Here is a 26750-nt window from a genome sequence, read left to right on the forward strand (position 1 = left end):
ACGCCGGCCGGCGCCTGCGATACTTGCGGCGATGAGACCCACGTACGCCGACGTCGAGCACGCGTTGCTCGGCCGCTGGCCGGAGACCAAGCTCGAGCCCTCGCTCACCCGGATCCAGGCGCTGTGCGATCTGCTCGGTGATCCGCAACGCTCGTACCCGGTCATCCAGCTCACCGGTACGAACGGCAAGACCTCGACGAGCCGGATGATCGACAGCCTGCTGCGGGCACTCGACCTGCGCACCGGCCGGTTCACCAGCCCGCATCTGGAGTCGATGCGCGAGCGGATCTGTATCGACGGTGAGCCGCTCAGCGAAGACCTGTTCGTCGACGCGTTCGCCGACGTCGCCGCGTACGCACAGGTGATCGACGACTCCTCCGAGCACCCGCTCTCGTTCTTCGAGATGATCGTCGCGATGGCGTACGCCGGGTTCGCGGATGCGCCCGTGGAGGTCGCCATCGTGGAGGTCGGCATGGGCGGCACCTGGGACGCGACGAGCGTCGCCGACGCCCAGGTCGCCGTGGTGACGCCGATCGACGTCGACCACAGCCGGTATCTCGGTGACACTGCCGGCGAGATCGCCGTCGAGAAGGCCGGAATCATCAAGCCGCGTACGCACGCGGTGCTCGCCGACCAGACCGCCGAGGCGGCCGATGTGCTGCTGGAGCGCGTGGCCTCGGTCGGCGCAACGGTCGTGCGCGAGGGCGTCGACTTCGGCGTCACCGACCGGACGGTCGCGGTCGGCGGCCAGCTGTTGACCATCGCGGGCGTGGCGCGTACGTACGACGAGATCTTCCTGCCCCTGCACGGCGCGTACCAGGCGCACAACGCCGCCTGTGCGGTCGCCGCGGTGGAGGGGTTCCTCGGGGGCAAGGAGCTCGATCCGCAGCTCGTCCGCGAGGCGTTCGAGGCATCGACGTCTCCGGGCCGGCTCGAGGTGCTACGCCGTAGCCCGACGGTGCTGCTCGACGCCGCGCACAATCCGCATGGTGTTCGGGCGACCGTCGAGGCCGTGCAGGAGTCGTTCGCGCTGAGCCCGTTGATCGGCGTCGTCGGCGTGATGGCCGACAAGGACGTCGACGAGATCCTCGATGTGCTCGAGCCCGCTCTGGCGCAGATCGTGTGCACGCAGAACACCACTGACCGGGCGATGCCGGCCACCGAGCTGGGCGATATCGCGGAGGGCATCTTCGGTGCCGATCGCGTGCAGGTGGTGCCTCGGCTCGACGATGCGATCGACCGGGGGGTCGAGCTGGCCGAGTTCGGCGGCGTACTCATCACCGGATCGGTCGTGACGGCCGGACAGGCGCGGCTGCTGCTCGGCGGCGGCACGGAGGATGTCGCCTGATGCGAGGCATGTGTGCGGCGATGCTGTTCTTCGAGGCGATCGTTCTCGGCCTCGCGACGCCGGTGATGATCGCGGTCGAGGACGTCGACACCGGTGTCGCCCTCGCGGTCGGTCTCGGCCTGGCGGTGCTCGCGCTGCTGATCGCCGGCATGCTGCGCTGGCCGTGGGCGTACAACCTCGGGCATGCGCTGCAGGTGGCCGCCATCGCGCTCGGGGTGCTGGTCCCGATCATGTACTTCGTCGGCGCGATGTTCGCGGCATTGTGGGCGGGCGCGTTCCTGCTGGGTCGCAAGATCGAAGCCGACAAGACCGCGAGAGCCGCGTAGACCCCACAAGAAAGCCGAGGAGCGGTTAGGTTAGGCTCGCCTTCATGATTCGTTCTCGTGTTGTGCGTGGCCTCGCGCTCACCGTCGCCGGCGTCCTCGTTTCAGCCCTCACCGGATGTGGCTCCTCCGACTCCGACGCGTCCGGCTCCTCGGGACCGGCCGTCGAGATCGAGCACCAGTACGGCACGACCGAGATCGGCGACGCACCCGAGAGGATCGTTTCGCTCGACCAGCAGTGGACCGATGCGTTCCTCGCTCTCGGTGTGGAGCCGATCGGATACCGCGACGACCCACTGATGCCCGACAGCGGGCCACCGTGGTGGGACGACGAGCGCTCCGGCGAGCCGATCGCGGTCGAGCAGGGGATCCCGGTCGAGCAGATCGCGGCGCTCGAACCCGACCTGATCGTCGGCACGTACTCCATCACCGACCAGCAGACGTACGACCAGCTGTCCGCGATCGCTCCGACGATCGCCTCCGAGTCGGCGACCCAGGTGCAGAGCTGGTCGGAGGTCACCACGACGGCCGGCAAGATCCTCGACGAGCCAGAGAAGGCCGAGGACGTGGTCGCGTCGGTGGAATCCGACATCGAACGCACGGCGCACGACCTGCCCGGGCTCGAGAACAAGACGTTCGTCCTCGCGCAGTACGTGGTCGGCGACGGGATGTACGTCGTGACCGACCCCGATGACGGCTCCAGCAAGCTGTTCGAGGACCTCGGCATGCAGCTCCTTCCCGCGGCCGTGTCGGAGGGCGAGAAGTCCGATCTGGCGCGTGCCCAGGTGAGTACGGAGCGCGTCGACCTGTTGGACGCCGACTTCCTGGCATTCCTGGTCAACGGCGGCGACGAGAGCGATCTCGACGACATACCGGGGTTCGACAAGCTGCCGTCGGTACGCGCCGGCTCGGCGGCGGTGCTCGACTACGGCACGGTCGTCGGCGTGAACACGCCGACCCCGCTGTCGATCCCGTACGTGCTCGACGAGCTCCATCCCTATCTAGGTCGCGTCTGACGACTCCTCGCCGGCTCGCGTGCCTGCGCATCCCGACCGGCGGCGTTACGGATCGCTCGAGGGAGGACCGGCCCCATCGTCGCTCCCGTGCCTTGCCGGATCGGGCGCGCAGCCCCCGCTCCCTTGTCGACGCGGAATCGTCAGACGCGACCTAGAGCAGGCCGCGAAGTGGTCGGCGCGGCGTACCGTCTAATCTTTCGGCCATGTCAGAACGCACACTCGTCCTGCTCAAGCCCGACGCCGTACGCCGTGGACTCGTCGGCGAGCTCATCGGCCGCTACGAGACGAAGGGGTTGTCGATCATTGCGATGGATCTGCGCACGATCGACGGCGAACTCGCCGACCGGCACTATGCGGAGCACGTCGAGCGCGACTTCTACCCGCCACTTCGCGCGTTCGTGACCTCGGGCCCGATGCTCGCGATGGTGCTCGAGGGTGACGCGGCGATCGATGTCGTACGCACCCTCAACGGCGCGACCGACGGGCGCAAGGCGGCACCGGGTTCGATCCGCGGCGACCTCAGCCTGTCGAACCGCGAGAACCTCGTACACGGCTCCGACTCCGCCGACTCCGCCAAGCGCGAGATCGCCCTCTGGTTCCCCGACCTCTGAACGGTGAGGAGAGGATTCTGGCCCGGTGAGGAGAGAATCCGAGCCGCCTGATCGGGTACGAGATTCTCTCCCCACCGGGCCAGAACTCTCTCCTCACCGTCAGTGGCCGCGGAAGGCCTCCTCGAGCCACCACGACGGCTGCTCGGTGGTGACCTTTGCGTCGATCAGCAGAGGTGAGGTACGCGGGCCCGCGAGCCAGTCGGCGACCGGGTCGAGATCGGCCGCCCGGCTGACGGTGAGCGCCTCGTACCCGTACCCGCGCGCGATCGCGGCGAGGTCGGTGTCGGGGAACCGCACCGTTTCGAGGTCGGCGCCCGACGGACCGAAGTGGTGTACCTCGGCGCCGTACGCCGCATCGTCGTACGCGATGACGACCATCGGCAGCCGGAGCCGTACGACCGTCTCGAGCTCCGCGGCCGACATCAGGAGACCGCCGTCGCCGACGGCGGCGACCGGCAACCGGTCGGGTTGTGCGAGTGCGGCGCCGATCGCGGTCGCCAGGCCGAGGCCGATCGACTGGTATGCCTGGGTGAAACAGAACCCGCGCTCGTCCGGCACCCGCAGGAACATGCTCGGATACCCCATGAAGTTGCCCGAGTCGACTCCGACGACCCGCTCGGCCGGCAGCATTGCGTCGAGGGCCGCGGTGAGCGTACGCGGGTCGATCCGCTCGTCCGTGCCGCTGTCGTCGTACGCGGTGTGCAGCCAGTCGCCTCGCTCGGCGAGTGCGGCGCCGACGTCGTCGCTCCGGTAGCCGTCGCGCGGCGGGCCGGCCAGCTGCTCGCTCACGGTTGCGGCGGTCGCCGCGACGTCACCGACGACGCCGAGTCCGATCTCGCGGTGGGCGCCCAGCGCGTCGGGGTCGTCGTCGACCTGGACCAGGAACGCGTCGTCGCCGATCAGCCGCCCGTGCCGGGTGGTCCACATGTTCAGCGCGGTACCCCAGCCGACCACCAGATCGGCGCCGGTGATCAGCTCGGCGGCGAGCGGCGACGCGAAGCCACCGGAGACGTCGAGTGCCCAAGGATGGTTGCGGAAAAGGCCCTTCGCGACGGCCGATGTCGCGAGAAGCGCGCCACACGCCTCTGCCAGCGACTCGAGGGCCGTACGCGCCGCGTCGCTGCGCGCGCCCCGACCCGCGATGAAGACCGGACGCTCCGCCCGCTGGAGCGCATCGGCGAGCCGGCGTACGTCCGCGGCGTCGGGCGCAACGGGCGCGGGCGCGGACGGTAGCGGAGGGGCAGGCCGGTCTGGTGCCGCCTCGGTTTGTACGCCGAGCGGCAGATTGAGCAGCACGGTGCGTCGCTCGTGCAGCGCGGTGGCGACGGCGCGTACGGCCGTGTCTGCGGCCGTCGCGGCATCGTCGATGCGCATCGACCGCGCGCCGACCGCTGCGGCGAGCGCTGGCTGGTCGACGTAGAAGTTCGACCGGGGAGCCGTCGCCTCCGCCGCCACCACGACGAGCGGCGTGCGACTCTTCGCGGCCTCGGTGATGCCGGTCAGCGCATTCGTCAGACCGCAGCCCTGGTGGACGGTCACCGCCGCCACCTGGCCGCTCGTCCGGGCGTACGCGTCGGCCATCGTTGCGGCGCCGCCCTCGTGGCGCGCGGCAACGAAGGTCGCCCCGCCGGCCACGATCGCGTTCGTCACCGCGAAGTTGCCCGAGCCGACTACCCCGAACGCCTGCTCGACCCCTGCTGCGGCCAATGCCCGCCCGACGGCCTCGGCGACGTCCATCAGCGTTCGACGAGTGCGACGACGCGGGCCGGGGAACCCGAGCCCGTCACGATCGGCAGCGGTCCGGCGATCACGATCGCGCCGGTCGCCGGTAGGTGCGCGAGGTTCTGCAGCTGCGTCAGCCCGTACTTGTCGTTGCCCATGAGCATCGAGTGGCACGGGAACATCGGATCGAAGCCGGCCGCCGCTCCGGCGTCGGTACCCACCGTTTCGACGCCCATGCCGACGACCGGCGACTCGTCGGCGACCCAGCGCGCCGCCTCGACCGACAGCCCGGGTGTGTGCGGACCGGACGCGTCGGCGTTCGTCATCTGCTCCTGGGAGTGTGCGCGAGCGTCCCAGCCCGTACGCACGAGCAGCCAACCGCCGTCGGGCAGGTCTCCATGCTTGTCCTCCCAGGCGCGGATGTGGTCGAGCTCGACCAGGAAGTCGGGGTCGGCGGCGGCCTCCGCCGTGAAGTCGAGTACGGCCGCCGGACCGATCAGCCGCCGCACCGGAACGGACGCGACGTCATCGAGATCCTTGCCGCTCACCCAGTGGTTCGGTGCGTCGAAGTGGGTGCCGGTGTGCTCGCCGGTACGGAAGTTGTTCCAGTACCACGCCGGGCCCCGGTCGTCGTACCGACTGATCTCGTCGAGCTCGAAGTTGGCCGTCTGGCCGAACTCCGCGGGCAGTTCGAGTACGGGGGTCTGTGCCGACAGGGGAGCGGTGAGGTCGACCACCTCGACGGCTCCCGACTGAAGTGCGGCACTCAGATCGGACAGGACGGACATGTTTCCTCCTACGAGGCGGGGCCGACGGGCAGTCGGCCGGTGGACAGACTAGCGAGGGCGTACGGTCACAGCGACTGTTCGGCGGACACGGGCACGGTGGGACGTTCCTTGACCTGGGCGCCGTCGGGACCCTCGAACGTACGCCCCCAACCGGTCGCCACCGAGAACACCATGATCGCCGTGAGCAGCAGCGGGTAAAGGCATCCGATGAAGATCGACGCAGGCGCCAGGCCGGGCATCCCGTCGACCCCCTCGGTGAGATCGCTGCTGATGAACAGGAACGCGCTGAGTGCGGGAAGCACACAGGCGATGCCCATCCCGAAGCAGTCCATCACGTTCGCCCGGCGGTACGGATGGAGCCCGACGCTGGAGCCGATGCGGTCGACGACCGGCCCGAACGTGACGATCGACGGACCGACGACGCCGGCGAACAGCATCGTCACGATCGACTGGCCGCCGCCGATCGCCACCTCTGCGCCGGCCGGCGTGCTGGCGAACTTCGACGCCGAGATCTTGCGGATGATCACCTCGAGGACGCCGGCGGCCTGGAGTACGCCGAGCATGCCGAAGACCATCAGGCTCAGCCCGATGAGGGGAAGCATGTCCGCGACCCCGGCGATGAGGAACCCCTCCGCGACGCCATCATTCGCGGACATGATGTCGCCGGGCGACAACAGGTCCGCGAGGAGCGCCGTGACCGTACCGCCGATCAGGCCGACCGTGATCGCGAGGTAGAGGTCGCGCTTCCAGAACGCAACGACGAACAGCGCCACGATCGGGATCAGCATCACCAGGCCACGAGGCGATGCGTCCGCGGCGGTCTGCGCGTCACCCGAGCCACCGGAGAGGAAGACCGTGCCGATCAGCAAGTACAGGACGAGGCTGGCGACCGCCGCGGTGAGCGCGTACTTCGCCCGTGCCGCGACGACACCGCCGACGTCGGCGACACCCGAGCGGGTACGAAAGCGCTGCGTGGTCGCCGAGACGATCGACGTGTCGGAGATCGGCGCGAGATTGTCTCCGAACAGCGCCCCGGACAGGATCGCGCCGGCGAGCAGCGCCGGCTCGGCGTCCAGCGCGGCGCCGGCCGGGTAGAAGATCGGGAACGCCGTGAACATGGTGCCCAGGGAGGTGCCGGTCGACATCGACATCGCACATGCCGCCACGAACACGATCGCCGGGAACGCCCCGCCGCCCACGCCGAGTTCCGAGGCCATCCAGACGAACCCCTCCGACACGCCGGTTGCCTCCACCAGGGAGGCGAGCGGGCCGACGATGAACAGGATCAAGGTCACCGTGATGGCGATGGGCGTAGCGATGCCGCCGATCACGCTGTCCCAGAACTGCCCGTAGTCCTTCGCAAGGAGCGCTGCGAGCATCAGCCCGACGAGCGCAGACATCGTTAAGGCGTTCATATCGAACGCGTTGAGGAACACGAAGTGCACAGTGGCGCCGATGAGGAAGACCAAGGGCGCGATGAACGCGCCGCTGATGCCGATCCTGAACCTCAGCTCGGTGGTGGAACTCATATCTGACTCCGTTGGTCGTGTGGATCCCCCGGGTTACGTCCCCTCAGGTGGTGCGTTCCTCCTACGTACGTGGGTGTGCGGCAGGTGCTCCGCCCGACACATTCGGTGGTCCAACAGGCTCGGTCGTCCAGGAGTCTCAGTTCTCCAGGAGAAACAGCCGGCGCCCGGCCCTTGCCTCGAAGCGGAAGTAGCGGTCCGCGCGCAGGTCGTCGACGGTCGTACGCGCGCGGTTGACGATGGCGACGAGGCGTTCCATCGACTCGACCTCGGCGAGGATGAAGAACGCGTACTGCAGCGAACCCGGCTGGCCGACCAGGAAGTAGTCGTCGTCGAACGACGCGATCACCTCCAGCCCCATCGCGCGCCAGTCGTCCAGGAGAGCGCGCAAGGCCGGCAGTGCCTGCTCCTCGCGTTCCTGGTCGCTCGCCGCATACCACGTCTCGCGGCAGGCGCCGAAGAACATGACTCGTATCGGGTACTCGAGCGCGGGTGGGTCGTACACGGTGGTCTCCTCAGCGGGACCGGCGGTAGTCGGAGATGGCCTGCAGCGCCGCCTCGATGTCGGACGTGTCGTTGTAGTAGTGCAGCGAGATGCGCAGTACGTCACCGCGCGGGCTGCACACGATCCGGCGAGCCTTCAGGTACGCGCTCAGTGCATCAGGATCGTCGTCGCGCAGGGCGACCTGCGGCCCGCGACGCTCGTCGTCGGCCGGTGAGGCGAGCACCTCGCCCGAAGCCATCAGCTCGCTGCCGAGCTGGGAGCTCAGGTCGGTGACGTGTGCGCGTACCGCCTTGGCGTCGAGCCCCGCGAGCTGCCGCAGGCCGGCGACGGCGCCGTACGCCGACGGAACGGACGGCGTACCGGCCTCGAACCGGCGGGCGTCGGTCGGGTAGTCGAGGTTGCGCGGGTCGAACTCGAATGGGTCGCGGCGCCCGAACCACCCCGTCGCCGGCGGGTCGACCGGATCGGTGAGCCCACCACGGACGTAGAGGAACGCGATGCCAGAGATGCCGAGCAGGTACTTGAGCGCTCCGCAGACGAGGTAGTCGCAGTCGAGCTCGGCAACGGATACCGGCTCGACTCCGAGCCCCTGGTACGCGTCGACGAAGACCTTCGCACCCGCTGCATGGGCAGCCTCGGCGGCGTCCTTGACCTCGAAGCGGAACCCGTTGCGGTACGAGACCAGGGGCACCGAGACCAGCCCGGTGTCGCCGTCGATCACGGCCGCGAAGTCGTCGGTGCCGACCCGGCCATCGTGTTCGGCCGCGAACGTGACGTCGGCCCCGCGCTCGCGTTGGGCGAGCCAGACGTGGGCGACGGACGGGAACTCGAGGTCGGTCGTGACGAGCCGCGGGCGGGTACTCCAGTCCTGCGTCGATGCCACCTGGTACGCGCCGGCCGACGCCGAGGGCAGCACGGCGATCTCTTCGGGCGACGCGCCGATCAGGTGGGCGAACATCGTGCGTGCCCGCTCGACCTCGCCCATCCATAGATCCCACGGCGCACCGTACTCGCGGATGGTGTGCTGGAACTCGAACAGCGCGGAGCTGAGCTGGTCGGACAACGCGCCCTGGCTGCAGCTCGCGAGGTGCACGGTGTCCTCGAACGCGGGGAAGTGGCGTCGGAACTCGGCGGGACTCAGGTGATCCATCGGTTTCGTGTCCTTGTTCGTCAGTAGCTTGGTGGCGTGATCGCGAGCGTGAACCGGGTCGGCTCGGCCGTGTCATTGAGGTACCGATGCGGCAGGCGGGAGTCGAAGTAGCACGAGTCGCCGAGACCGAGCCGGTGCGTCTGGCCGCTCACCTCGACGACGAGCGAGCCGGCCGTCACCACGACGCATTCCTCGGACGGGTGCGCCCACGGTTCGTCCGAGGAGCTCGCGCCGGGCTGCAGTACGCCCTCGAGCACCTCGATCCGGCCCGAGCCGGGAGACAGCCGCGTGTACGTCAGCCCGCCGTGCGGCGAACGGATCGTCATCCGGGCGTCGGCCCGGATGATCGCGACGTCGTCGGCTTCGGCCGCCGCGAAGAAGTCGAAGAGCGGCGTGTTCAGGACCTTGGCGATCACTCGAAGCGTCTGCAGGCTCGGATCGGTGATGCCGCGCTCGACCTGGCTGATCATGCCCGCCGACAGACCGGCGCGCGACGCGAGCTCGCGTACGGACAGCCCCCGCTCCTCGCGGGTACGTCGGATCCGCTCACCGACGGCGGGGCCGGCGCCCGTTGCGTCGTCAGCCATTGCGACCTCCCTCGGTGAACGGCGTTCAGTGTGGATGAACGAGGGAAGCGTATGCGCGTACGTATCGCATTGTCAACGGTCGTCAAGAACGCGCAATGGGCGTATTGGGCGAGCGCGGCGCTTCGCCCGCAGTCGCTGCGTGCTCACCGACCCGAGTGGCCGGCGTCCCAGGACCGAACGAGCGCGAGGAAGTCGCCGGGGCGCTCCATCGACGGCAGGTGCGCGACGTCCGGCCAGTCGACGCGGCGCGCGCCCGATACGCCGGTGTGCACGCGATCCGCGGCCGCATGGATCGCGTCGAGGTCGAGCGCGCCGGTGAGCACCAGCGTGGGTGCGCGTACCTCCGCGAGGCGGTCGAGGGCCGGTGGGTCGAGCTCGCGTTCGTCGACGTCGTCCCAGTCGGCGGTCAGCTCGAAGGCCAGTCGCTGCATCCGGCGGACGAGCTCGCGCACCCGCGGGTCGACCCGGTCGCCGTCGCGATGAGGGCCGTCGACCCACCAGCGGACATTGGCATCGGCCGCGGCATCGACGTCATCACCCTCGAGCGCGGCGTCCTCGGCATCGATGAACTCCTGCAGGTCGGGCGTGACGTCCGGGATGAGTGATCCGCCCGGCGCGCTGAGCAGCAGCGAGCGTACGAGCGCCGGGCGCGTCAGCGCGACCTCGACGGCGACTCCCGCACCGAACGAAGCGGCGACGATATCGCATACGTCTATCTCTGCCTCGGCGAGGGTCTCGAGGACGTCGCCGACCGGGTCGAGGTCGCTCGTGGGGCGGGCCACGGACTCGCCGTACCCACGCAGGTCGAGTCGCAGGACATCGCGGTCCGCGGTGAGACCCGCCCACTGGGGGTCCCACATCCGCCGGTCGGCGATGCCTGCATGGATGAGTACGAGGGGGGTACTGCCGCGTGGCCCGGCGCGGTCGTACGCGATGCCGGTAGCGGTCGAGGTTGTCATTGCGCACAACCAACCATCAGGGCGTCCTCAAGACAACCCGATATCCCGCCGAGGTACGTCGTCCTGCCAATAGGGACACCCGAATCGGCGGGACGACGTACCTCGGCGGGAGGGGTGGTTGTCAGCGGCGACGACTCCTGGCTGGCGATGCCGCCCGCTCCACACGAGTACCACGGCACCGAGGCCATCGCCGAGTTCCTGCGGGTCAGCATCGCCGGGCGCGCCGACCGCCGGATCGAGCTCAGACCGACCCGGGCGAACGGCCAACCCGCGTACACGTGCTACCTGGAGTCGCCGGACGGCACGGCGATGGACCCGTCCGGGGTCATCGTGCTCACCCTTGCGGCCGGCCGGATCCGGGGTATCACCCGATTCCTCGATCCCACGCTGCCGGTGATCTTCGCCGGCTGAGCGACCCTGACCGCCTCAGCGCCGCTTCTTCGCGGGCAGCGAGCGGGCGTACGCGGCGCCGCGCTCTACCCACGGGGAGAGTTTCCCATCGTCGGTGAGGTGCTCGTGGCGTACTTCCAGCCACCCACGCATTCGTCGGCCGCCCATGACCGCAGCCTCCGCCGGGGTCGACGCGATCAGCGCTTCTGCATCGTCGGGGTCCACCCGAGCCAGGATGTCGTCCGGGCCGATCGCGATCGCCATGTTGCCCCCGAGCAGGAACGCCAGTCCGCCGAACATCCGCTGCTCGGTCACGCCGTTCTCGCCGCCGAGCAGCGCTCGTACTCGGTCTGCGAGGTCCTCGTCGTACGCCATGCGTCGGAGAGTACGCGGCGGCGGGGCACTAGCCCACCAGATCGCCGCCCGAGCGCACCCAGCGGGCGAGGCCCCCCTCGATCCGGGTCGCCTGGCGGCCGGCCTCGAGGAACCACCGCACGGCGCGCGCCGAGGCGAAGCAGTACGGCCCCTCGCAGTACGCGACGATGTCGGCGTCCTCGGGCAGCTCGTCGATGCGTCGGTGCAGGTCGCTCAGTGGCATCGAGATCGCGCCGGGCAGGTGCCCCCGTGCGTACTCGGCGGCCGGGCGTACGTCGATCAGGATCGTGGTGCCGTCGTTGATCCGCCGGTGCAGGTCGTCGACGTTCACCCGTTCCATGGATCCGGGGTACGTGTGCAGGCGGTCGAGCTCGACCCTCAGACCCGACAGCCGCTCCTCGGCGAACGACTCGAACTGGTGCAGGAACATCGACACCGACGGATCTGCGAGCCGGTAGTGCACCCGTACGCCGTCGCGTCGGGTTGTGACGAGCTGGCTCGCCCGCAACTGCTGCAGCTGGGCCGAGGTGTTCTTCACGGGCAGGGTCGCCGCACTCGCCAGCTCCTCGACGGTGTGTTCGCCCTGCTCGAGCAGATCGAGCAGGCGGATGCGGATCGGGTTCGACAGGGCCTTGCCGAGACGGGCCAGCTGCTCGTAGACCTCGTCGTCCCAGTGCAGGTTGTCCGCGTCGAAGCCGGCCGGCTCATCGCCCTGCGCCGACTGGTTCATGGCGATTCCTCCCAACCCGGATTGCATGGACGGCGATCACGACGCCGAGCGCCGCGAGGGCAGCGTAGCCGACTCCCAGGAGGCGGGCCGATCCCAGCGTTTCGGGGCCGCCGGCTGTGACGAGTACGCCCGCGAGCGCCGATCCGAACGTGTTGGAGATGAGTTGGACGGTGTTGATCCCCGCTGCCGCCTTCTGTGCCTCGGCGGGATTCGGGGTGCTTGCCATCGCGGCCGGTATCCACGCCCCGAAGGCCATGCCGATCCCTGATCCGGCGATGAAGAGTGCGACGAACCAGGCGCCGATCCGGACGGCTCCGGCGTCGTCGGCCTGCAGCGCGGCGTACGCGGCCAGGCCGACGGCGAGCGACAGGGGGCCGGCCACTCGAAGGGCGTCGACCGTACGCTCGCGGGTGATGCCGCTGGTCGCGATCTGCGAAGCGCTCCAGCCCCACGACAGCGATGCGCCGAGCAGACCGGCAGCGAGGGGCGACAAGCCACCGAGGCGTTGACCGAACAAGGGCAGGAACGTCTCGGTCGTCGAACCGATGGCGAGGATCGCGAGGCTCAGGTAGATCCACATCAGCGGGCCGCGCCGGTAAGTGACCTCGGGCAGGATTCGTACGGACGCGCGGCGCTCCCGAGCGACGAATCCGAGAACGAACAACACCGCAACGACCATCAGCGCGCCACGGACGGCGCCCGAGTCCACGACGGACGACACGCTGATCGCGGTCGTCGCGAACGCCAGCAGGACCAAGGCACCGACGGCGATCGGGTCACGCGAACCCGATGTGGCGGTCGCGGGAAGCGAGCGTTGTGCAAGCCAGGCGATCCCGACGGCCGCGAGCGCGAGCAGCACGAAGGCGAGCCGCCACTGTCCGAGCTCGGCGAACGCACCGCCGATGATCGGTCCGATGACGTTGCCGACTCCCCACATGGCCGACATCAGACCGAACGCCCGTTTCCACAGGCGTTCGGGCAGCGCCTGCCTCACCACCGCAAAGCCGAGCCCGGCGAGCAGGCCGCCGCCGAGTCCCTGCAGGGTCCGCCCGGCCAGCAGGATCGGCATCGTCGGTGCGGCCGCCGCCGCAACGCTTCCGGCGCCGAACAGCAGCAGTGCGAGGTGGTACGCGCGGCGTGCCCCACGGCCGCTGACCAGCCCGCTGACCAGCATCGAGCTGAACACCGCGGCGATCAGGAAGGTCGTCATCGCCCAGGCGTAGAACTGCCCGCCGCCGATGTCGTCGACGGCGTTCGGGAGCAGGCTGGTGGTCACGTACACGTTGGTGGAGAACAGCGCGACGCCGCCGGCGAAGACGGTCACGGCGGCGCGGTGCTGGCGGTTGAACAGTTCGGCCCACGATCCGGTGCGGTTGCCTGATTCATTGATTGACATGATCTAAGGATCTTTAGAATAAAGGTAATCGTCAAGCAGGAACTCTGTGACGCCCGTCACTCCGGTCCGCGTACGTCGCCGTACAGCTCGCCGAGGTACGGCTTCCCGCCAATGAGAGCGCTTCTATTGGCGGGAAGCCGTACCTCGGCGGGATCGGCGGCGGGTACGTAGGCCCCACACGCAACATGCGTCACGCCCGCCGCGTGCGTGTCGCCCGAGATTCCGGGGGTACGCGGCTTAGCCTGACGGCATGGCCAACAGTCTCATCGGACGGGACATGGCCGTGGACCTCGGTACCGCGAACACGCTCGTGTACGTCCGGGGCCGCGGTGTCATGCTCAACGAGCCGTCCGTCGTCGCGCTCAACGCGCAGACCCGCGAGCTGCTGGCGGTCGGCAGCGAGGCGCGCCGGATGCTCGGGCGTACCCCCGAGGCGATCACCGCCATCCGACCGCTCAAGGACGGCGTGATCGCCGACTTCGAGTCCACCGAGCAGATGCTGCGGATGTTCATCCGGCAGGTGCACCGGCGGCGCTACCTCGCCAAGCCGCGGCTCGTCGTGTGCGTGCCCAGCGGCATCACCTCGGTCGAGCAGCGCGCCGTCAAGGAGGCCGGGTACGAGGCCGGCGCCCGCCGCGTGTACATCGTCGAGGAGCCGATGGCGGCCGCGATCGGGGCCGGGCTGCCCGTACACGAGGCCACCGGCAACATGATCGTCGACGTCGGCGGCGGCACGACCGAGGTAGCGGTCATCTCGCTCGGCGGCATCGTGACGAGCATGTCGATCCGTACGGCCGGCGACGAGCTCGACCAGGCGATCATCTCGTGGTTCAAGAAGGAGTACTCGCTGATGGTCGGCGAGCGCACCGCAGAGGAGATCAAGGTCGCGGTCGGCTCGGCGTTCCCGTTGTCGGAGGAGCCCGAGGCGGAGATCCGCGGCCGCGACATGGTCAGCGGGCTGCCACGTACCGTCTCGGTCTCGAGTGCCGAGGTACGTCAGGCGATGGAGGAGTCGCTGCACGACATCATCGACGCCGTGCGTACGACCCTCGACAAGACGCCCCCCGAGCTCGCGGGCGACATCATGGACCGCGGGCTGGTGCTCACCGGCGGCGGCGCGCTGCTGCGCGGACTCGACGAGCGGCTACGACACGAGACCGGGATGCCGGTCCACGTCGCCGACGATCCGCTCCACTCGGTCGCCATGGGCGCCGGCAAGTGCGTCGAGGAGTTCGAGGCGCTGCAGCAGGTTCTCGTCTCGGAGCCGCGGCGGTAGCCATGCGCAACCACAGAGACGACGAGCGCGCGCGGACGATCCTTGTGCTGCTCGTGCTCGCCTCGATCAGCGTGATCAGCATCGACGCGGGTTCGGGGTCGGACTCCCCGGTCGATCCCGTTCGTACGGCGACCGGCTCCGTCGTGGGCCCCGTGCAGTCCGGGTTCTCCGCGGCGACCCGACCCATGCGCGATCTCGGCGACACCTTCACCTCCGACGAGACGCTGCGCGATGAGAACACCGCACTCGAGAAGGAGAATGCCGAGCTGCGGTCGCGTCTCCGCAGCGCGGGGGCCGACACCGCCCGGGCGAGTGAGCTCGAGCGGGTCAACCGGGTGGCGCGGGAGGCGGGGTTCGAGACCGTCAGCGCGAATGTCGTCGGCTACGAGTCGGCTCAGTCGTTCGGCCGTACCGTGACGATCGACGAGGGCACTGCGTCTGGCATCACCAACGACATGACCGTGCTGAACTCCGACGGACTGGTAGGTCGGGTGGTCGACGCGTCGCCCAACAACGCCACCGTGCTGCTGATCATCGACTCCGACTCCGTTGTCGGCGGGCGTCTCGGTTCGTCGATGGAGCTCGGCTTCCTCACCGGCGACGGCGATCTGTCGGGCGATGCGCGGCTGTCGATGGATGCACTCGACGAGACCGCGAAACCCGAGAAGGGCGACTCCGTCGTCACCTGGGGCTCGCGCAAGGGCGTCCCGTACGTCGCGGGCGTGCCGATCGGCGAGGTGGCAGACGTCGACACCGATCCGCGCAACCAGTCGAGTACGGCGCGCGTCGAGCCGTATGTGGACTTCTCCGCACTCGACGTCGTGACGGTCGTCGTCGGCTCCGGAGCGAGCGACGACAAGACCGAGGCGGCAGGGGAGGAGAGGTAGGTCGTGTCTCGCACCGCCGCCGCTCTCGCGCTGCTCGTGGCCGCGCTGACCCTGCAGGTCGGTCTGTTCCCGCAGCTGTCCATCGCCGGAGTCGTCCCGAACCTCGCGCTGCTCGTGGTGATCGGCGCGGCGATCGTACGCGGACCGCAGTACGCCGCGGTGCTGGGCTTCGCGGCCGGACTCATGGTCGATCTCGCACCGCCGTCCGACCACGTCGCGGGCCGCTGGGCGCTCGCGTTCGTGATCGCCGGTTACCTCGCGGGTCTCGTACGGCGGGATGCGCAGGAGTCTGCGGTTGCGGCGATCGCGACCGTCGCCGGCTGCTCGTTCGTCGCGACATCGCTGTTCGCGCTCAGCGGCCTACTGCTCGGCGACGACGGCGTGACCGTGGAGCGCGTCTTCACGGTCGTACCGCTCGGTGTGCTGTACGACGTGCTCCTCGCACCCGTCGTGCTGCCGCTTGTCATTGCGGCGTTCCGGCGACTCGACCCGCGTCCGATGGAGGCGGTGCGATGAGCGGCGAAGCGAGCGTGCGACCGAACGCGAGGGTCGACCGATGAACAGCGTGCTGCGTGGGCGGCTCATCGTCGTGCACGTGCTGGTGCTGTCGCTGTTCAGCACCCTGTTCGCGCGATTGTGGTACGTCCAGGTCGTGGGTGGCGAGGAGTACCAGGCCAAGGCCGCGAGCAATGCCGTGCGTGATGTCATCGAGCAGCCCCCGCGCGGTTTGATCGTCGACGACATGGGCCGCCCGATCGCGGCGAACCGCACGTCCTGGGTCGTCACGGTCGACCGCGACCTCCTCGACGACGTGTCCGATGGCGAGCGCCGCGACGTACTCGAGCGGCTGGCGAAGCTCATCGACCTTTCGGCTAAGGAGATCGAGGAACGCACCGCACTGTGCGGCACCGACGGCGCCCCGAAGCCGCCGCGCTGCTGGAACGGGTCACCGTACGAGCCGGTGCCGGTTGCGAAGGACGTTCCGCAGGGCACCGCCGTCGCGATCCAGGAGCGGGCCGAGGAGTTTCCGGGCGTCGCTGCCGAGCAGCGAAGCGTGCGCGCGTACCCGAGTCCGTTCGGCATCAACGCCGCGCATGTACTCGGCTACCTCACACCGATCACCGGTGACGAGTACGACGACGCGCGCAACGACGATGTCGACAGCCTCAATGCGTCCTCGGTCGTCGGCCGTTCGGGGCTCGAAAGTACGCCTATGACAAGTACCTGCGGGGGATGCCCGGCACCGACGGCAAGACCGTCGATGCGATGGGCCGAGTCATCGGCGCCGACGAGGGCACACCCGCCAGGCCCGGCGACACGCTCGTCACGAGCCTCGATGCACGCGTACAGGCGGTCGTCGAACGCCAGCTGCACAAGGCGATCATGACCGCACGGCGTACCCACGACGACATCACCGGGCGCAACTTCGAGGCATCGTCGGGCGCGATGATCGTCATGGACCCGAACGACGGTCGTGTCGTCGCGATGGCGAGCTACCCGACGTACGACCCGTCGGTCTGGGTCGACGGCATCGGTGACGACCAGCTCGACCACCTCTACTCGAAGAAGGCCGGCGAACCCTTGCTGTCGCGCCCGACCCAGGCCCAGCTGTCGCCGGGGTCGACGTGGAAGCCGTTCATGACCGCCGGCGCGCTCACCCACGGATTCAGCACCGACACCCGTCTCAACTGCTCGAACTCGTTCCAGGTCGGCAACCAGAACTTCGAGAACTACGAGTCTGAGGCGTACGGGATGATCGGGTTCGACAAGGCGCTCCAGGTGTCCTGCAACACCTTCTTCTACCGAGTGGGCTACGAGCTGTGGTTGCGTGCCGGCGGCGAGTCCAAGGGTGCGGACGCCGATGCGGTGCTGGCCGACATGGCGCGCAAGTTCGGCATCGGCAAGGAGACTGGCATCGACCTGCCCGGCGAGGCCGACGGGCGCGTCGCCGACCCCGCCTGGAAGCAGGCGTACTACGAGGAGATGAAGGGCTACTACTGCAAGCGCGACAAGCGCCTCAGCAAGACCGACCCGAACAGCTTCCAAGCGCTGTACGCGCACGAGTTCTGCCTCGAGGGCAACCAGTACCGCGCGGGTGATGCCGTCAACTTCGTGATCGGTCAGGGTGACACGATCCTGACGCCGATCCAGCTCACCGTTGCCTACTCAACGCTCGCCAACGGCGGCACGGTGTGGAAGCCGCGGGTCGGGAAGGCCGTTGTCGACCCGTCCGGCAGGCTGGTGCGCAAGATCAAGCCGGAGAAGGTGCGCGACGTACCCGTATCAGCGGCGAACCTTCGCTACATCGACCGCGCGTTGCAGGGCACCGCGCGGGTCGGTACGTACGCATGGAAGCTGGAGGGCTTCCCGCTCGACAAGGTGCACATCCGCGCGAAGACCGGCACGGCCGAGGTGCATGGTCGCCAGACGACCGGCTGGCTCGCGACGTACGACAAGAACTACGTCGTGGTCTCCATGATCGAGCAGGGCGGCACCGGCTCGGGGTCATCGGGCGACGCCGTGCGGCACGTGTGGGAGGCGCTCTACGGCGTCAAGGGCGCGAAGGTCGACGGCGATGATGCCGCGATTCCCGGCACCTCGGCGCCGACGAAGCTCCCGGAGTTCCAACCCGACGGGACGATCGTCGCGCCAAGGGGGCAGTGATGCACCGGTCGATGGCCGCCAAGAAGAATCGTGACGACACGATCTGGTCGGGTCTCGACTGGGTGCTGATCGCCGCCGTCGCAGCTCTCACGGTCATCGGGGCACTGCTCGTGTGGTCGGCGACGTCCGGTCGCGATGAGCTCACCGGCGGCGACAGCACGACGTACCTCTCGAAGCAGGCGGTCAACATCGTCGTCGGTGCGGTGCTGGGTGGTCTGGTCGCGGCCACCGACCACCGGTGGTTGCGGGTATGGGCGCCGGCGGTCTACCTCGGCTCCATCATCGGCCTGTTGCTGATCTACGTGCCGTCGATCGGGGCGACGATCAACGGATCGCACTCCTGGCTGCTGATCGGCGGCCTGTCGATCCAGCCCGCGGAGTTCGCGAAGTTCGGCGTCATCGTCGGTATGGCGCTGGTGCTCGCCGAGCGTACGGAGGGCGGCAACCGCGACGGCGTACGCGCCTCGGATCTCGTCCCTGCTCTCGTGATCGCCGCCGTTCCTGCTGCGCTGATCCTCGCGCAGCCGGACCTCGGCACGCTGATGGTGCTGATCGCCGTCGTGTTCGGCGTACTGGTCGTGGCGGGTACCCCGAAGCGCTGGCTCGCCGGGCTGCTCGTGGTCGCCGCAGGGGTGATCGGGGCGGCGATCGTCTCGGGGGTGCTTTCGAGCAGTACCAGCTCGAGCGGTTCTCGGCGTTCACCGATCCCACGCTCGATCCGAGGGGCGCCGGATACAACACGATGCAGGCGCGGATCGCGATCGGCAACGGCGGGATGTTCGGCCAGGGGCTGTTCCACGGCTCGCAGACGCAGTCGGGGTTCGTACCCGAACAGCACACGGACTTCGTGTTCACCGTCGCCGGTGAGGAGCTGGGCCTGGTCGGTGCCGGTGTGGTGATCGCGTTGTTCGCCATCATCTTGTGGCGCGGGCTGCGGATCGCCCGGAACGCACACGACTTCTTCGGCCAGCTCGCCGCGGTCGGCATCGTGGTGTGGTTCGGCTTCCAGTCGTTCCAGAACATCGGGATGTGCCTCGGCATCATGCCGGTGACCGGCGTACCGCTGCCGTTCGTTTCGTCGGGCGGCACGTCACTGTTCGCGTCGATGATGGCGATCGGGCTGTTGCTGAACATCCACCGGCGTACCGAGCAGCGGCACGGGCTCGGCGTGATCGTACGGTCGCGGCTGCAGCGCTCCCGCTTCTGACCTCCGCCCCGCATCGCCGAGTCGTCGGTCCCGCAGTGGTGAGTCGTCGGTCTTGACGTGCAGGATCGACGGCTCGGCGGTGCAACTTCGACGACTCAGCGGGAGATGAAGGTCGACTCGAACACGATGGTCAGCCGTTCGGTCGTCTGCTCGGCCGACCATCCACAGTCGTCGAGCAGCGTTTCGATGACGTCGTTGGAGATGAGTGCGAGCAGCATGTCCGCGCCGGACTCGACGGTCCAGTGCTCCGACAGCGCGTCCTCCTCGGCGATGCGCGTCAGCAGCCGCGTACAGACGCGACGTCGGTCGCGAATCGCTGTTGCCCAGTGTGTCGCGGCACCCTCGTCGTACCTGACCGCGCGGTAGATGGCATCCGACACCGGCAGGATGCGGGGTACGAACGTCGCGAGGAACCGCGCGAACTCGTGTAGTGCCGTTGCGGCATCAGGTGCGTCGTCGATCGGCGCCATCGCCGCCCCGATGTCCTCGACCTCGTTGACGTAGTCGAACAACGCGTTGACCAGCTCGGGCTGCGACGCGAAGTGCAGGTAGACCGCCCGGCGCGACACTCCCGCGCGGTCGGCGACCGACGCCATCGTCATCGACTCGGGTCCGGCCTCCTCGACCAACGTCCGGGCGGCGTCCAGCAGGGCGGTTCGGGTACGCCTGCCGCGCGCGTTGACCGGTTCGGCTCGAGACATCGAGAGCACCTTCTCATCGCTGTGCCGGCGAGTCCAGGAAATAACTTCACGATGTGTGCAGTTGTACGTAAACTACACGAGTTGTGAACTTACTGGAGGGGTCGTGAACACGAGAGATACGCGCACCGAAGAGCCACCCAATCGCTGGTCGGTCGTCGTCGCGATGGGGCTCGTCATCTTCATGGCGACCCTCGACATGAGTGTCGTCAATGTGGCGCTGCCGGTGATCGAGGACGAATACGGCGTCGGTACCGAGGCGAGCCAATGGGTGATCCTCGGCTACCTGCTGCCGCTGATCGCCGTGACCCTGCCGAGCGGGCGCTATCTGGACCGCGCGGGTACGCGGGCGACGATGCTGCTCTCCGTCGGCGGGTTCGCGCTGAGCAGCGTCGCCGTCGGGTTGGCGCCGAGCCTCGGGCTCATCATCGGGGCGCGCGCGGCGCAAGGCGCGTTCGCGGGAGTGCTGTTCGCGCTGCTTCCCGTCGTCGTCACCGGAGCCGTACGGCCGCAGGCTCGGGGCCGCGCGATGGCGGTCGCGATCACGCTCGGCCCGCTGGGCTCCGTTGCCGGCCCGGTCGTCGGAGGCGTCCTCGTCGACACCTGGGGATGGCCCTGGATCTTCTGGGTCAACCTGCCGGTCGCGCTCGCGGTCATGTACGTCGCGGCGACCCGCATGGATGCCGACGGCGGACTCAACAGCCCGGCCCGGTCGCTGTACGTCGAGACCGCGGTCGTCGGTTTCGCCGGCTCCGCGGTCCTGCTCGGGTTGACGTTCGCCGCCGACGGACAGCTCGCGTGGCTCGGACTCACGGTCGTCGCGGGCCCGGCGCTGTTCGCGTGGTACCGCATACCGGGCAGTCGTACGACGATCGGGGCACTGCGCCGAACGACGGTCGCGTACGCCCACCTCGGGCTCGCCGCGGCCGCGACAGCGAACGCCGCGCTGCTCTTCCTGATGCCGTTCTTCACCATGCGGGTGCTGGACATGAGCGCCGCGGAGACCGGGCTCGCCATTCTCGCGTTCCCGGCGGCGACCGCCGTTGTCGGTCCGCTCGCGGGAGTTCTCACCGACGGGTGGGGCGCGGCGCGTACGGCGGCCGTTGGTAGCGCGATTCTCGTCGCCGGGCTCGCATCGCTCGTCCCACTGTCGGCGAGCTGGTCGGCGGCGGACATCGCCTGGCGCCTCGCGGTGACCGGGGCCGGAATGGGCCTGTTCTTCGGGCCCAACATGACGCAGCTGATGGCGGCGGCGCCACCCGAGCTCGTCGGCACGGTCGGCGCGACCAGCAGCTTGGTCCGCGAGCTCGGGTTCTTGCTCGGTCCGACCCTCGTCACCGCCGCGTGGACGCTCGCGGGAGACGGGGCCGCCGGCCTTCGCGTCGCGGCGGTCGTACCGGCGGCGATCGGCGTCGGGGCGATCGGCGCCGCGGTGTTGCTGCTGCGACCCACCCGCTCGGCACAGGTTCCAGAAGAGGCAAGTCAGAAACCAATGGAGGAGATCCGATGACCGATGTCAACGCCACGATCGTCTACTACAGCTCGACCGGAAGCGTGCATGCGCTCGCCGAGGCCGCTGCGGAGGGCGCCGAGAAGGCGGGCGCGCGCGTACGACTGCGCAAGGTCGCCGAGCTGGCACCCGCAGAGGCGATCGCCGAGCATGACCACTGGCAGGCGCACGTCGAGCGTACGAACGACGTCGCCGAGGTGCGCATCGAGGACGTCGAGTGGGCCGATGCCGTGCTGTTTGGTACGCCGACGCGGTACGGCATGGTCGCGAGCCAGCTGAAGCAGTTCATCGACTCGACGGGATCGTCGTGGCGCGAAGGGCGCCTCGCGGACAAGGTCTACGGTGCGTTCGTCTCGACGGCTACGGCGCACGGTGGTCACGAGAGCACCCTGCTGTCGCTGTACACCGTCTTCGCCCATTGGGGCGGCGTGATCGTGCCGCCGGGATACACCGACCCGATCCAGTTCGCGACCGGAAACCCGTACGGCGCCTCGCACCTGGCCGTCCAGGGCGCCGGCCCGGGCGAGGTCGAGCTGGACGCCGCCCGCTACCAGGCACGCCGCGCGGTCGAGACCGCCGCGGCCCTGCGCTCCGGCCGCCGAACCTGACCCCCGATCACCGAGTCGTCGGTCCCGCACCGCCGACCCAGTCAGTCTTGCAGTGCAGGATCGACGACTCAGCGGAGGGGAGGGAGGGTGTCCTCGAACCAGCGCGGCCGGGCGAACGCCAGCCCGATCAGCATCAGCAACGATGCACCGGCGACAGCGACGAGCGGCGCCGTCCACGAGTCGGTCGCGTCATGCAGGAGTCCCACGCCGAACGGGCCGATCGCGGCGAGCAGGTAGCCGACCGACTGCACGAACCCCGACAGTGCCGCGGTGCCCGCCGGTGTGTGCGTACGCAGGCCGATCATCGACAGCACCCACGGGAACGCGCCGCCACCGAGGCCGAGCAGCACAGCCCAGAGCCACGGCACCGTCTCGGCCGCGGCCATGACGCCGATCCAGCCGGCCGCGGAGAGCAGCGCGAAGCCGACCGGCAGCAGCGCCTGGTTGGGCAGCCGCCGCGACAGCTGCGGCAGCAGCAACGCGGTCGGGATGCCGAGGGCCTGCACGAGACCGATCATGACGCCTGCCGTCGCCCGATGGAGCCCGGCGTCGGTGTACGCCTGCGCGAGCCAGCCGAGCACCACGTACGCATTGGACGACTGCACGCCGAAGAAGACGGCCATGGCCCAGGCCATCGGCGAGCGCGCGACGGCTCGGAACGGCACCTTCTTGCGCAGGGTGGTCGATGGATGCACGTCGTGGCCGAGCATGCCGAGCCACGGAAGCAAGCAGACCGCGGCCAGGATTCCCCACGCGAGCAGGCCGGCGCGCCAGCCGCCGGCGTTGTCGGCGATCGGGACGGTCAGTGCCGGCGGCAGTGCGGCGCCGACGAGCAGGGCGGAGGTGTAGACGGCGGTGATCGTGCCGACCCGGTCGGGGAAGTGGCGCTTGACGAGCGGCGGCAGGATGACGTTTCCCGTCGCGGCGCCGGCGAGCGCGAGCGTCGTCGCCAGCATGAACGGCACGGTCGAGTCGACGAACGCGCGTACGACCATGCCGATGGTCAGCGCCGCGAGCGAGGCGGCCGCCGTGCGGTGCAGGCCGAGCGTACGCGCGATGGTGTTTGCGGTCGCGCCGAAGAGCGCGAAGCTCAGGACGGGCAGCGTTGTCAGCAACCCGGCGGTCGCGCCCGACATCGAGAGCGCGGGGATGATCGCGTCGAGTGACACGCCGACGCTGGAGACGACGCTCCGCAGGTTCAGAGCGAGCGCGATGAGGCAGACGAGGGCGAGAAGGCGATGCCCATGGCGCTCGCGACTCGCCGGGGAAGATGCCACGCTCTCATGGTGCACGATGCAACCAGTCGGCGGCGCCCCGGGCGCTGCGTTCGGGATCCGCCGTGCGCGTGTGCGATACTGATATCGGTCGTGAGGTATGGCGTACGCCGGGCCCCACGACTCGGCGATGCCTTGGCCGAGTCGCAACGCTGCGGCTGGCTACGGCGGCGACGAGACTGCACCCGACCGCGACACATTGCCCCGCGAGAGCGTGGCGTGTCGACCGCGGCGGCGCACGTCGCCGAGTGACACCGTGGGTTTCGCCGCGAACGCAAGCTTGCGCTCGGCAGCCACCACGGCCGCGAGCGACCGACACGGTTCCCGTGAGGCGTACGCCCGGGAGCGAAGGAGAGCAGATGCTCGACGAAGACAGCGGCTCGGCCGCATCCACCGGCACCACCACATCGGGAACGGCCGAGGCCCCGAAGCGCCGACGCGCCGTATCCCGGCCAGCGGGACCGCCGGCCGCGACGACGTTCTCTGCCGCTGAACCCCCGGCGGAGCCGAAGCGGACGACGAAGAAGAAGTCGACGAAGAAGGCGACGCCCACGGCCGAGGCCGATGGTGGCGCGGACGAGTCGAACGCCGCTTCCGTCAAGCCCGTCGATGCCCCTGAGGCCGACGCCACGGTTGGCGACGCGGCCGACGACACCGCGAAGAAGGCGACGGCGAAGAAGGCGACCTCGCGCAAGAGGCAGTCGAAGAAGCCGGCCGACGACGCAGACGACTCGGACATGTCGGTCGGCGCCACCGAGGTATCTCGAGCGACCACCGCCTCACCGTTCGCCGCTCCGCTGTTCCAGGCGCCCGACCCCGTGCGCGCGAGGTCGAAGCCCGCGCCCGAGCCCACCGAGGAACCCGCGGCCGCATCCGACCACGCAGACGACGACTCCGATGACGGATCCGACGACTCCGGGGGTACGCGCCGTCGCCGTCGCCGCGGAGGTCGTCGCCGGCGCCGAAGCGACGACGAGGCGCCCGAGGCCGGCGACCAGGACGACGACTCGTCGAAGGCGAAGTCGTCCGGCGAGCAAACCAAGAAGACCGACGACTCCGACGACTCCGACCACGGTGGCTCGTCCGACGACAAGTCCGATGATGGTTCGAGCCGTCGTCGACGCCGTCGGCGCCGGCGCGGTGAAGAGCCGGCGGCCGCCACCGACGACCCCGCGAACACCGTCACGAAGGTACGCGAGCGGCGTAGCGCCGAGGACGAGATCACCAGCGTCTCGGGCTCGACCCGGCTCGAGGCCAAGAAGCAGCGGCGTCGCGAGGGTCGCGAGGCCGGTCGACGCCGTGCACCGATCGTGACCGAGGCCGAGTTCCTCGCCCGGCGTGAGTCGGTCAAGCGCGAGATGGTGATCCGGCAGCGCCCCGACCTCTCGCAGATCGCGGTGCTCGAGGACGACGTTCTCGTGGAGCACTACGTCGCCGCGGCGTCCCAGTCGTCGATGATCGGCAACGTCTACCTCGGCCGGGTGCAGAACGTCCTGCCGAGCATGGAAGCCGCGTTCATCGACATCGGCAAGGGCCGCAACGGCGTGTTGTACGCGGGCGAGGTCGACTGGAAGGCGCTCGGCAACGGCAAGCCGCGCAAGATCGAGGAGGTCCTCAAGTCCGGCCAGACCGTTCTGGTCCAGGTCACCAAGGACCCGATCGGTCACAAGGGCGCTAGGTTGACCAGCCAGGTCAGCCTGGCCGGACGCTTCCTGGTGTACGTACCCGGCGGACAGACGAACGGCATCTCCCGCAAGCTGCCCGACACCGAGCGCAACCGCTTGAAGGGTCTGCTCAAGGAGATCCTTCCCGAGGAGGCCGGCGTCATCATCCGCACGGCCGCCGAGGGCGCGACCGAGGAGCAGCTCCAGCGTGACGTATCGGCATTGACGGCGCGGTGGGACGACATCGAGCAGAAGGCCGAGAAGCAGAACGGCCCGCAACTGCTGTACGGCGAGCCGGATCTGATGATCAAGGTCGTTCGCGACCTGTTCAACGAGGATTTCGCGAAGCTGACCGTCGAGGGCGACGAGGCCTGGGACATGGTCAACGGGTACGTGCAGCACGTCGCGCCCGATCTGTCCGACCGGCTCGAGCACTGGACCTCAGGCGACAAGGATTCCTTCGAGTCGTACCGCATCGACGAGCAGATCTCGAAGGCGGTCGATCGCAAGGTGTGGCTGCCGTCCGGTGGATCGCTGATCATCGACCGCACCGAGGCGATGACCGTCATCGACGTCAACACCGGCAAGTTCACCGGCTCCGGCGGCAACCTCGAGGAGACGGTGACCAAGAACAACCTCGAGGCGGCCGAGGAGATCGTGCGGCAGCTGCGGCTGCGCGATATCGGCGGCATCATCGTGATCGACTTCATCGACATGGTGCTCGAGAACAACCGGGATCTTGTGTTGCGCCGCCTCGTCGAGTGCCTCGGCCGCGACCGTACGCGCCACCAGGTGGCGGAGGTGACCTCGCTCGGACTCGTGCAGATGACCCGAAAGCGCATCGGCACCGGCCTGGTAGAGGCATTCAGCGAGACCTGCGAGCACTGCAACGGCCGTGGTCTCATCATCCACAATGAGCCCGTCGAGCCGCGCAAGCGTTCCGACGACTCCCCGCGGGGTCGTCGTCGGGGTAAGGGGCGCGGCGGCGAGAAGTCTGACGGCGAGAAGTCTGACGGCGAGAAGTCCGGCGGCGACAAGTCCGGCGGCGAGAAGTCCGGCGGCGAGAAGTCCGGCGGCGAGAAGTCCGGCGGCGACAACGCCGACAGGCGCGGCAACGACGAACGCAAGCCGGCATCGAAGACCGGTAAGGGTGGCAACGACAAGCCCAAGGCGGAGTCGACGTCCGGCGAACAGCCGAAGGGCGGCGACGAGCCGAAGGCCGGCGAGCAGCCGACCAGCGGCGCCGACAAGCCGAAGTCCGGTGGCCGCAGGTCGCGGTCGCGTAAGGGCAGCTCGAACGGCGAGTCGAAGTCCGAGGAGACGCCAACCTCCGGCGATGTGTCGACATCCGGTGACGCGACCCCGACCGGTGATTCCGTCGCCGCCGGTGTCGCCGAGGCACCGACCGCGCACTGATGCGCTACCCGTTTTGACGTACGCAAGGGCACATCCGTAGAATTGGTTCTCGGTGTGCCATGGCACGCCCCTGTTCTCGTCGGCTCCCGGGCCGACACCCGAATCATCACCCGAGGAAGT

At 69.1% G+C, this 26750-nt stretch carries 27 protein-coding genes and 1 pseudogene; 15 read left to right on the top strand and 13 right to left on the bottom strand.

The genetic code is table 11. From position 1 onward, the window contains the following. Nucleotides 1-31: 31 nt before the first annotated feature. From L0C25_RS17435 to ndk, 4 genes are all read left to right on the top strand, one after another. Nucleotides 32-1348 carry a bifunctional folylpolyglutamate synthase/dihydrofolate synthase gene (locus L0C25_RS17435; RefSeq protein ID WP_271632969.1) on the top strand — a complete coding sequence of 439 codons (1317 nt, stop codon included), beginning with the start codon at nucleotides 32-34 and terminating at the stop codon, nucleotides 1346-1348. Next, nucleotides 1348-1674 carry a DUF4233 domain-containing protein gene (locus L0C25_RS17440; protein ID WP_271632970.1) on the top strand — a complete coding sequence of 109 codons (327 nt, stop codon included), beginning with the start codon at nucleotides 1348-1350 and terminating at the stop codon, nucleotides 1672-1674. Before L0C25_RS17435 ends, L0C25_RS17440 begins: the two co-directional genes overlap by 1 nt. Before the next feature lie 44 nt (nucleotides 1675-1718). After that, a complete protein-coding gene (locus tag L0C25_RS17445; RefSeq protein ID WP_271632971.1) occupies nucleotides 1719-2687 on the top strand; it encodes an ABC transporter substrate-binding protein in 969 nt (322 codons plus the stop codon). A 203-nt stretch (nucleotides 2688-2890) separates the two neighbouring features. Then, the gene (gene ndk / locus L0C25_RS17450; protein ID WP_271632972.1) at nucleotides 2891-3298 is read left to right on the top strand and encodes a nucleoside-diphosphate kinase; all 408 of its coding nucleotides are present in this window, start codon (nucleotides 2891-2893) and stop codon (nucleotides 3296-3298) included. A gap of 99 nt (nucleotides 3299-3397) precedes the next feature. Here the strand turns inward: ndk and L0C25_RS17455 are convergent, their stop codons facing one another. The 7 genes from L0C25_RS17455 to L0C25_RS17485 all read right to left on the bottom strand — a co-directional run bounded on the left by L0C25_RS17455 (nucleotide 3398) and on the right by L0C25_RS17485 (nucleotide 10535). Then, nucleotides 3398-5035 (bottom strand): thiamine pyrophosphate-binding protein, encoded by a 1638-nt coding sequence (locus L0C25_RS17455; RefSeq protein ID WP_271632973.1) that lies wholly within the window; start codon nucleotides 5033-5035, stop codon nucleotides 3398-3400. Beyond that, nucleotides 5035-5808, bottom strand: coding sequence for a cyclase family protein (locus tag L0C25_RS17460; RefSeq protein WP_271632974.1), 774 nt, complete (start codon nucleotides 5806-5808; stop codon nucleotides 5035-5037). Before L0C25_RS17460 ends, L0C25_RS17455 begins: the two co-directional genes overlap by 1 nt. 65 nt (nucleotides 5809-5873) lie before the next feature. Then, nucleotides 5874-7337, bottom strand: a complete 1464-nt coding sequence (locus tag L0C25_RS17465; RefSeq protein WP_271632975.1) for a Na+/H+ antiporter NhaC family protein — start codon at nucleotides 7335-7337, stop codon at nucleotides 5874-5876. 136 nt (nucleotides 7338-7473) lie between these two features. Beyond that, nucleotides 7474-7839, bottom strand: coding sequence for a hypothetical protein (locus L0C25_RS17470; RefSeq protein ID WP_271632976.1), 366 nt, complete (start codon nucleotides 7837-7839; stop codon nucleotides 7474-7476). Nucleotides 7840-7849: 10 nt separating this feature from the next. Beyond that, nucleotides 7850-8989: an aminotransferase class V-fold PLP-dependent enzyme gene (locus L0C25_RS17475; protein WP_271632977.1), complete on the bottom strand. Its 1140-nt coding sequence runs from the start codon at nucleotides 8987-8989 to the stop codon at nucleotides 7850-7852. 20 nt (nucleotides 8990-9009) lie between these two features. Next, nucleotides 9010-9576, bottom strand: a complete 567-nt coding sequence (locus tag L0C25_RS17480) for a helix-turn-helix domain-containing protein (protein ID WP_271632978.1) — start codon at nucleotides 9574-9576, stop codon at nucleotides 9010-9012. A gap of 143 nt (nucleotides 9577-9719) precedes the next feature. Next, a complete protein-coding gene (locus tag L0C25_RS17485; protein ID WP_271632979.1) occupies nucleotides 9720-10535 on the bottom strand; it encodes an alpha/beta fold hydrolase in 816 nt (271 codons plus the stop codon). A gap of 114 nt (nucleotides 10536-10649) precedes the next feature. Here L0C25_RS17485 and L0C25_RS17490 point away from each other — a divergent pair, with 114 nt between their 5' ends. Continuing rightward, complete coding sequence (locus L0C25_RS17490; protein ID WP_271632980.1) at nucleotides 10650-10946, top strand: sigma-70 family RNA polymerase sigma factor family protein; 297 nt, start codon at nucleotides 10650-10652, stop codon at nucleotides 10944-10946. Nucleotides 10947-10961: 15 nt separating this feature from the next. Here the strand turns inward: L0C25_RS17490 and L0C25_RS17495 are convergent, their stop codons facing one another. Genes L0C25_RS17495 through L0C25_RS17510 form a run of 4 tightly spaced genes read right to left on the bottom strand, consistent with a single transcriptional unit; the run spans nucleotide 10962 to nucleotide 13620 of the window. Then, on the bottom strand, nucleotides 10962-11300 hold the full coding sequence (locus tag L0C25_RS17495) for a TfoX/Sxy family protein (protein ID WP_271632981.1): 339 nt from the start codon (nucleotides 11298-11300) through the stop codon (nucleotides 10962-10964). 28 nt (nucleotides 11301-11328) lie between these two features. Beyond that, nucleotides 11329-12030 carry an ArsR/SmtB family transcription factor gene (locus L0C25_RS17500; RefSeq protein WP_271632982.1) on the bottom strand — a complete coding sequence of 234 codons (702 nt, stop codon included), beginning with the start codon at nucleotides 12028-12030 and terminating at the stop codon, nucleotides 11329-11331. Then, complete coding sequence (locus L0C25_RS17505) at nucleotides 12005-13426, bottom strand: MFS transporter (protein WP_271632983.1); 1422 nt, start codon at nucleotides 13424-13426, stop codon at nucleotides 12005-12007. Before L0C25_RS17505 ends, L0C25_RS17500 begins: the two co-directional genes overlap by 26 nt. A 56-nt stretch (nucleotides 13427-13482) precedes the next feature. Continuing rightward, nucleotides 13483-13620 carry a hypothetical protein gene (locus L0C25_RS17510; protein WP_271632984.1) on the bottom strand — a complete coding sequence of 46 codons (138 nt, stop codon included), beginning with the start codon at nucleotides 13618-13620 and terminating at the stop codon, nucleotides 13483-13485. Nucleotides 13621-13676: 56 nt separating this feature from the next. Here L0C25_RS17510 and mreB point away from each other — a divergent pair, with 56 nt between their 5' ends. The 7 genes and pseudogenes from mreB to L0C25_RS17545 all read left to right on the top strand — a co-directional run bounded on the left by mreB (nucleotide 13677) and on the right by L0C25_RS17545 (nucleotide 19460). Next, a complete protein-coding gene (mreB, locus tag L0C25_RS17515) occupies nucleotides 13677-14702 on the top strand; it encodes a rod shape-determining protein (protein ID WP_271632985.1) in 1026 nt (341 codons plus the stop codon). A 2-nt stretch (nucleotides 14703-14704) separates the two neighbouring features. After that, entirely contained in the window at nucleotides 14705-15589 is an 885-nt protein-coding gene (gene mreC / locus L0C25_RS17520; protein ID WP_271632986.1) for a rod shape-determining protein MreC, read from the top strand. A gap of 3 nt (nucleotides 15590-15592) precedes the next feature. Next, entirely contained in the window at nucleotides 15593-16105 is a 513-nt protein-coding gene (gene mreD / locus L0C25_RS17525) for a rod shape-determining protein MreD (RefSeq protein ID WP_271632988.1), read from the top strand. Between the two features lie 40 nt (nucleotides 16106-16145). Continuing rightward, nucleotides 16146-16976 carry a penicillin-binding protein 2 gene (locus tag L0C25_RS17530; RefSeq protein ID WP_271632989.1) on the top strand — a complete coding sequence of 277 codons (831 nt, stop codon included), beginning with the start codon at nucleotides 16146-16148 and terminating at the stop codon, nucleotides 16974-16976. Between the two features lie 98 nt (nucleotides 16977-17074). Then, on the top strand, nucleotides 17075-18253 hold the full coding sequence (locus L0C25_RS17535; RefSeq protein WP_271636851.1) for a penicillin-binding transpeptidase domain-containing protein: 1179 nt from the start codon (nucleotides 17075-17077) through the stop codon (nucleotides 18251-18253). An 11-nt stretch (nucleotides 18254-18264) separates the two neighbouring features. Next, nucleotides 18265-18846 (top strand): annotated as a pseudogene (locus L0C25_RS17540) (FtsW/RodA/SpoVE family cell cycle protein); the annotation flags it as partial. A 5-nt stretch (nucleotides 18847-18851) separates the two neighbouring features. Next, nucleotides 18852-19460: an FtsW/RodA/SpoVE family cell cycle protein gene (locus L0C25_RS17545; protein WP_271636852.1), complete on the top strand. Its 609-nt coding sequence runs from the start codon at nucleotides 18852-18854 to the stop codon at nucleotides 19458-19460. Nucleotides 19461-19555: 95 nt separating this feature from the next. Here L0C25_RS17545 and L0C25_RS17550 read toward each other — a convergent pair whose 3' ends face one another. Continuing rightward, on the bottom strand, nucleotides 19556-20161 hold the full coding sequence (locus L0C25_RS17550; RefSeq protein WP_271632990.1) for a TetR/AcrR family transcriptional regulator: 606 nt from the start codon (nucleotides 20159-20161) through the stop codon (nucleotides 19556-19558). A 103-nt stretch (nucleotides 20162-20264) separates the two neighbouring features. Here L0C25_RS17550 and L0C25_RS17555 point away from each other — a divergent pair, with 103 nt between their 5' ends. Both L0C25_RS17555 and wrbA read left to right on the top strand, forming a co-directional pair. Beyond that, the gene (locus L0C25_RS17555; RefSeq protein ID WP_271632991.1) at nucleotides 20265-21668 is read left to right on the top strand and encodes an MFS transporter; all 1404 of its coding nucleotides are present in this window, start codon (nucleotides 20265-20267) and stop codon (nucleotides 21666-21668) included. Continuing rightward, nucleotides 21665-22276, top strand: coding sequence for an NAD(P)H:quinone oxidoreductase (wrbA, locus tag L0C25_RS17560; RefSeq protein WP_271632993.1), 612 nt, complete (start codon nucleotides 21665-21667; stop codon nucleotides 22274-22276). Before L0C25_RS17555 ends, wrbA begins: the two co-directional genes overlap by 4 nt. 68 nt (nucleotides 22277-22344) lie before the next feature. Here the strand turns inward: wrbA and L0C25_RS17565 are convergent, their stop codons facing one another. Beyond that, the gene (locus L0C25_RS17565) at nucleotides 22345-23553 is read right to left on the bottom strand and encodes an MFS transporter (protein ID WP_271632994.1); all 1209 of its coding nucleotides are present in this window, start codon (nucleotides 23551-23553) and stop codon (nucleotides 22345-22347) included. A 356-nt stretch (nucleotides 23554-23909) separates the two neighbouring features. On the opposite strand from L0C25_RS17565, the gene L0C25_RS17570 reads away from it, so the two are divergent. Further along, nucleotides 23910-26630, top strand: a complete 2721-nt coding sequence (locus L0C25_RS17570) for an Rne/Rng family ribonuclease (RefSeq protein WP_271632996.1) — start codon at nucleotides 23910-23912, stop codon at nucleotides 26628-26630. Nucleotides 26631-26750: the final 120 nt, after the last annotated feature.

It is taken from the genome of Solicola gregarius (assembly GCF_025790165.1).
In the GTDB taxonomy this organism is placed as follows: domain Bacteria; phylum Actinomycetota; class Actinomycetes; order Propionibacteriales; family Nocardioidaceae; genus Solicola; species Solicola gregarius.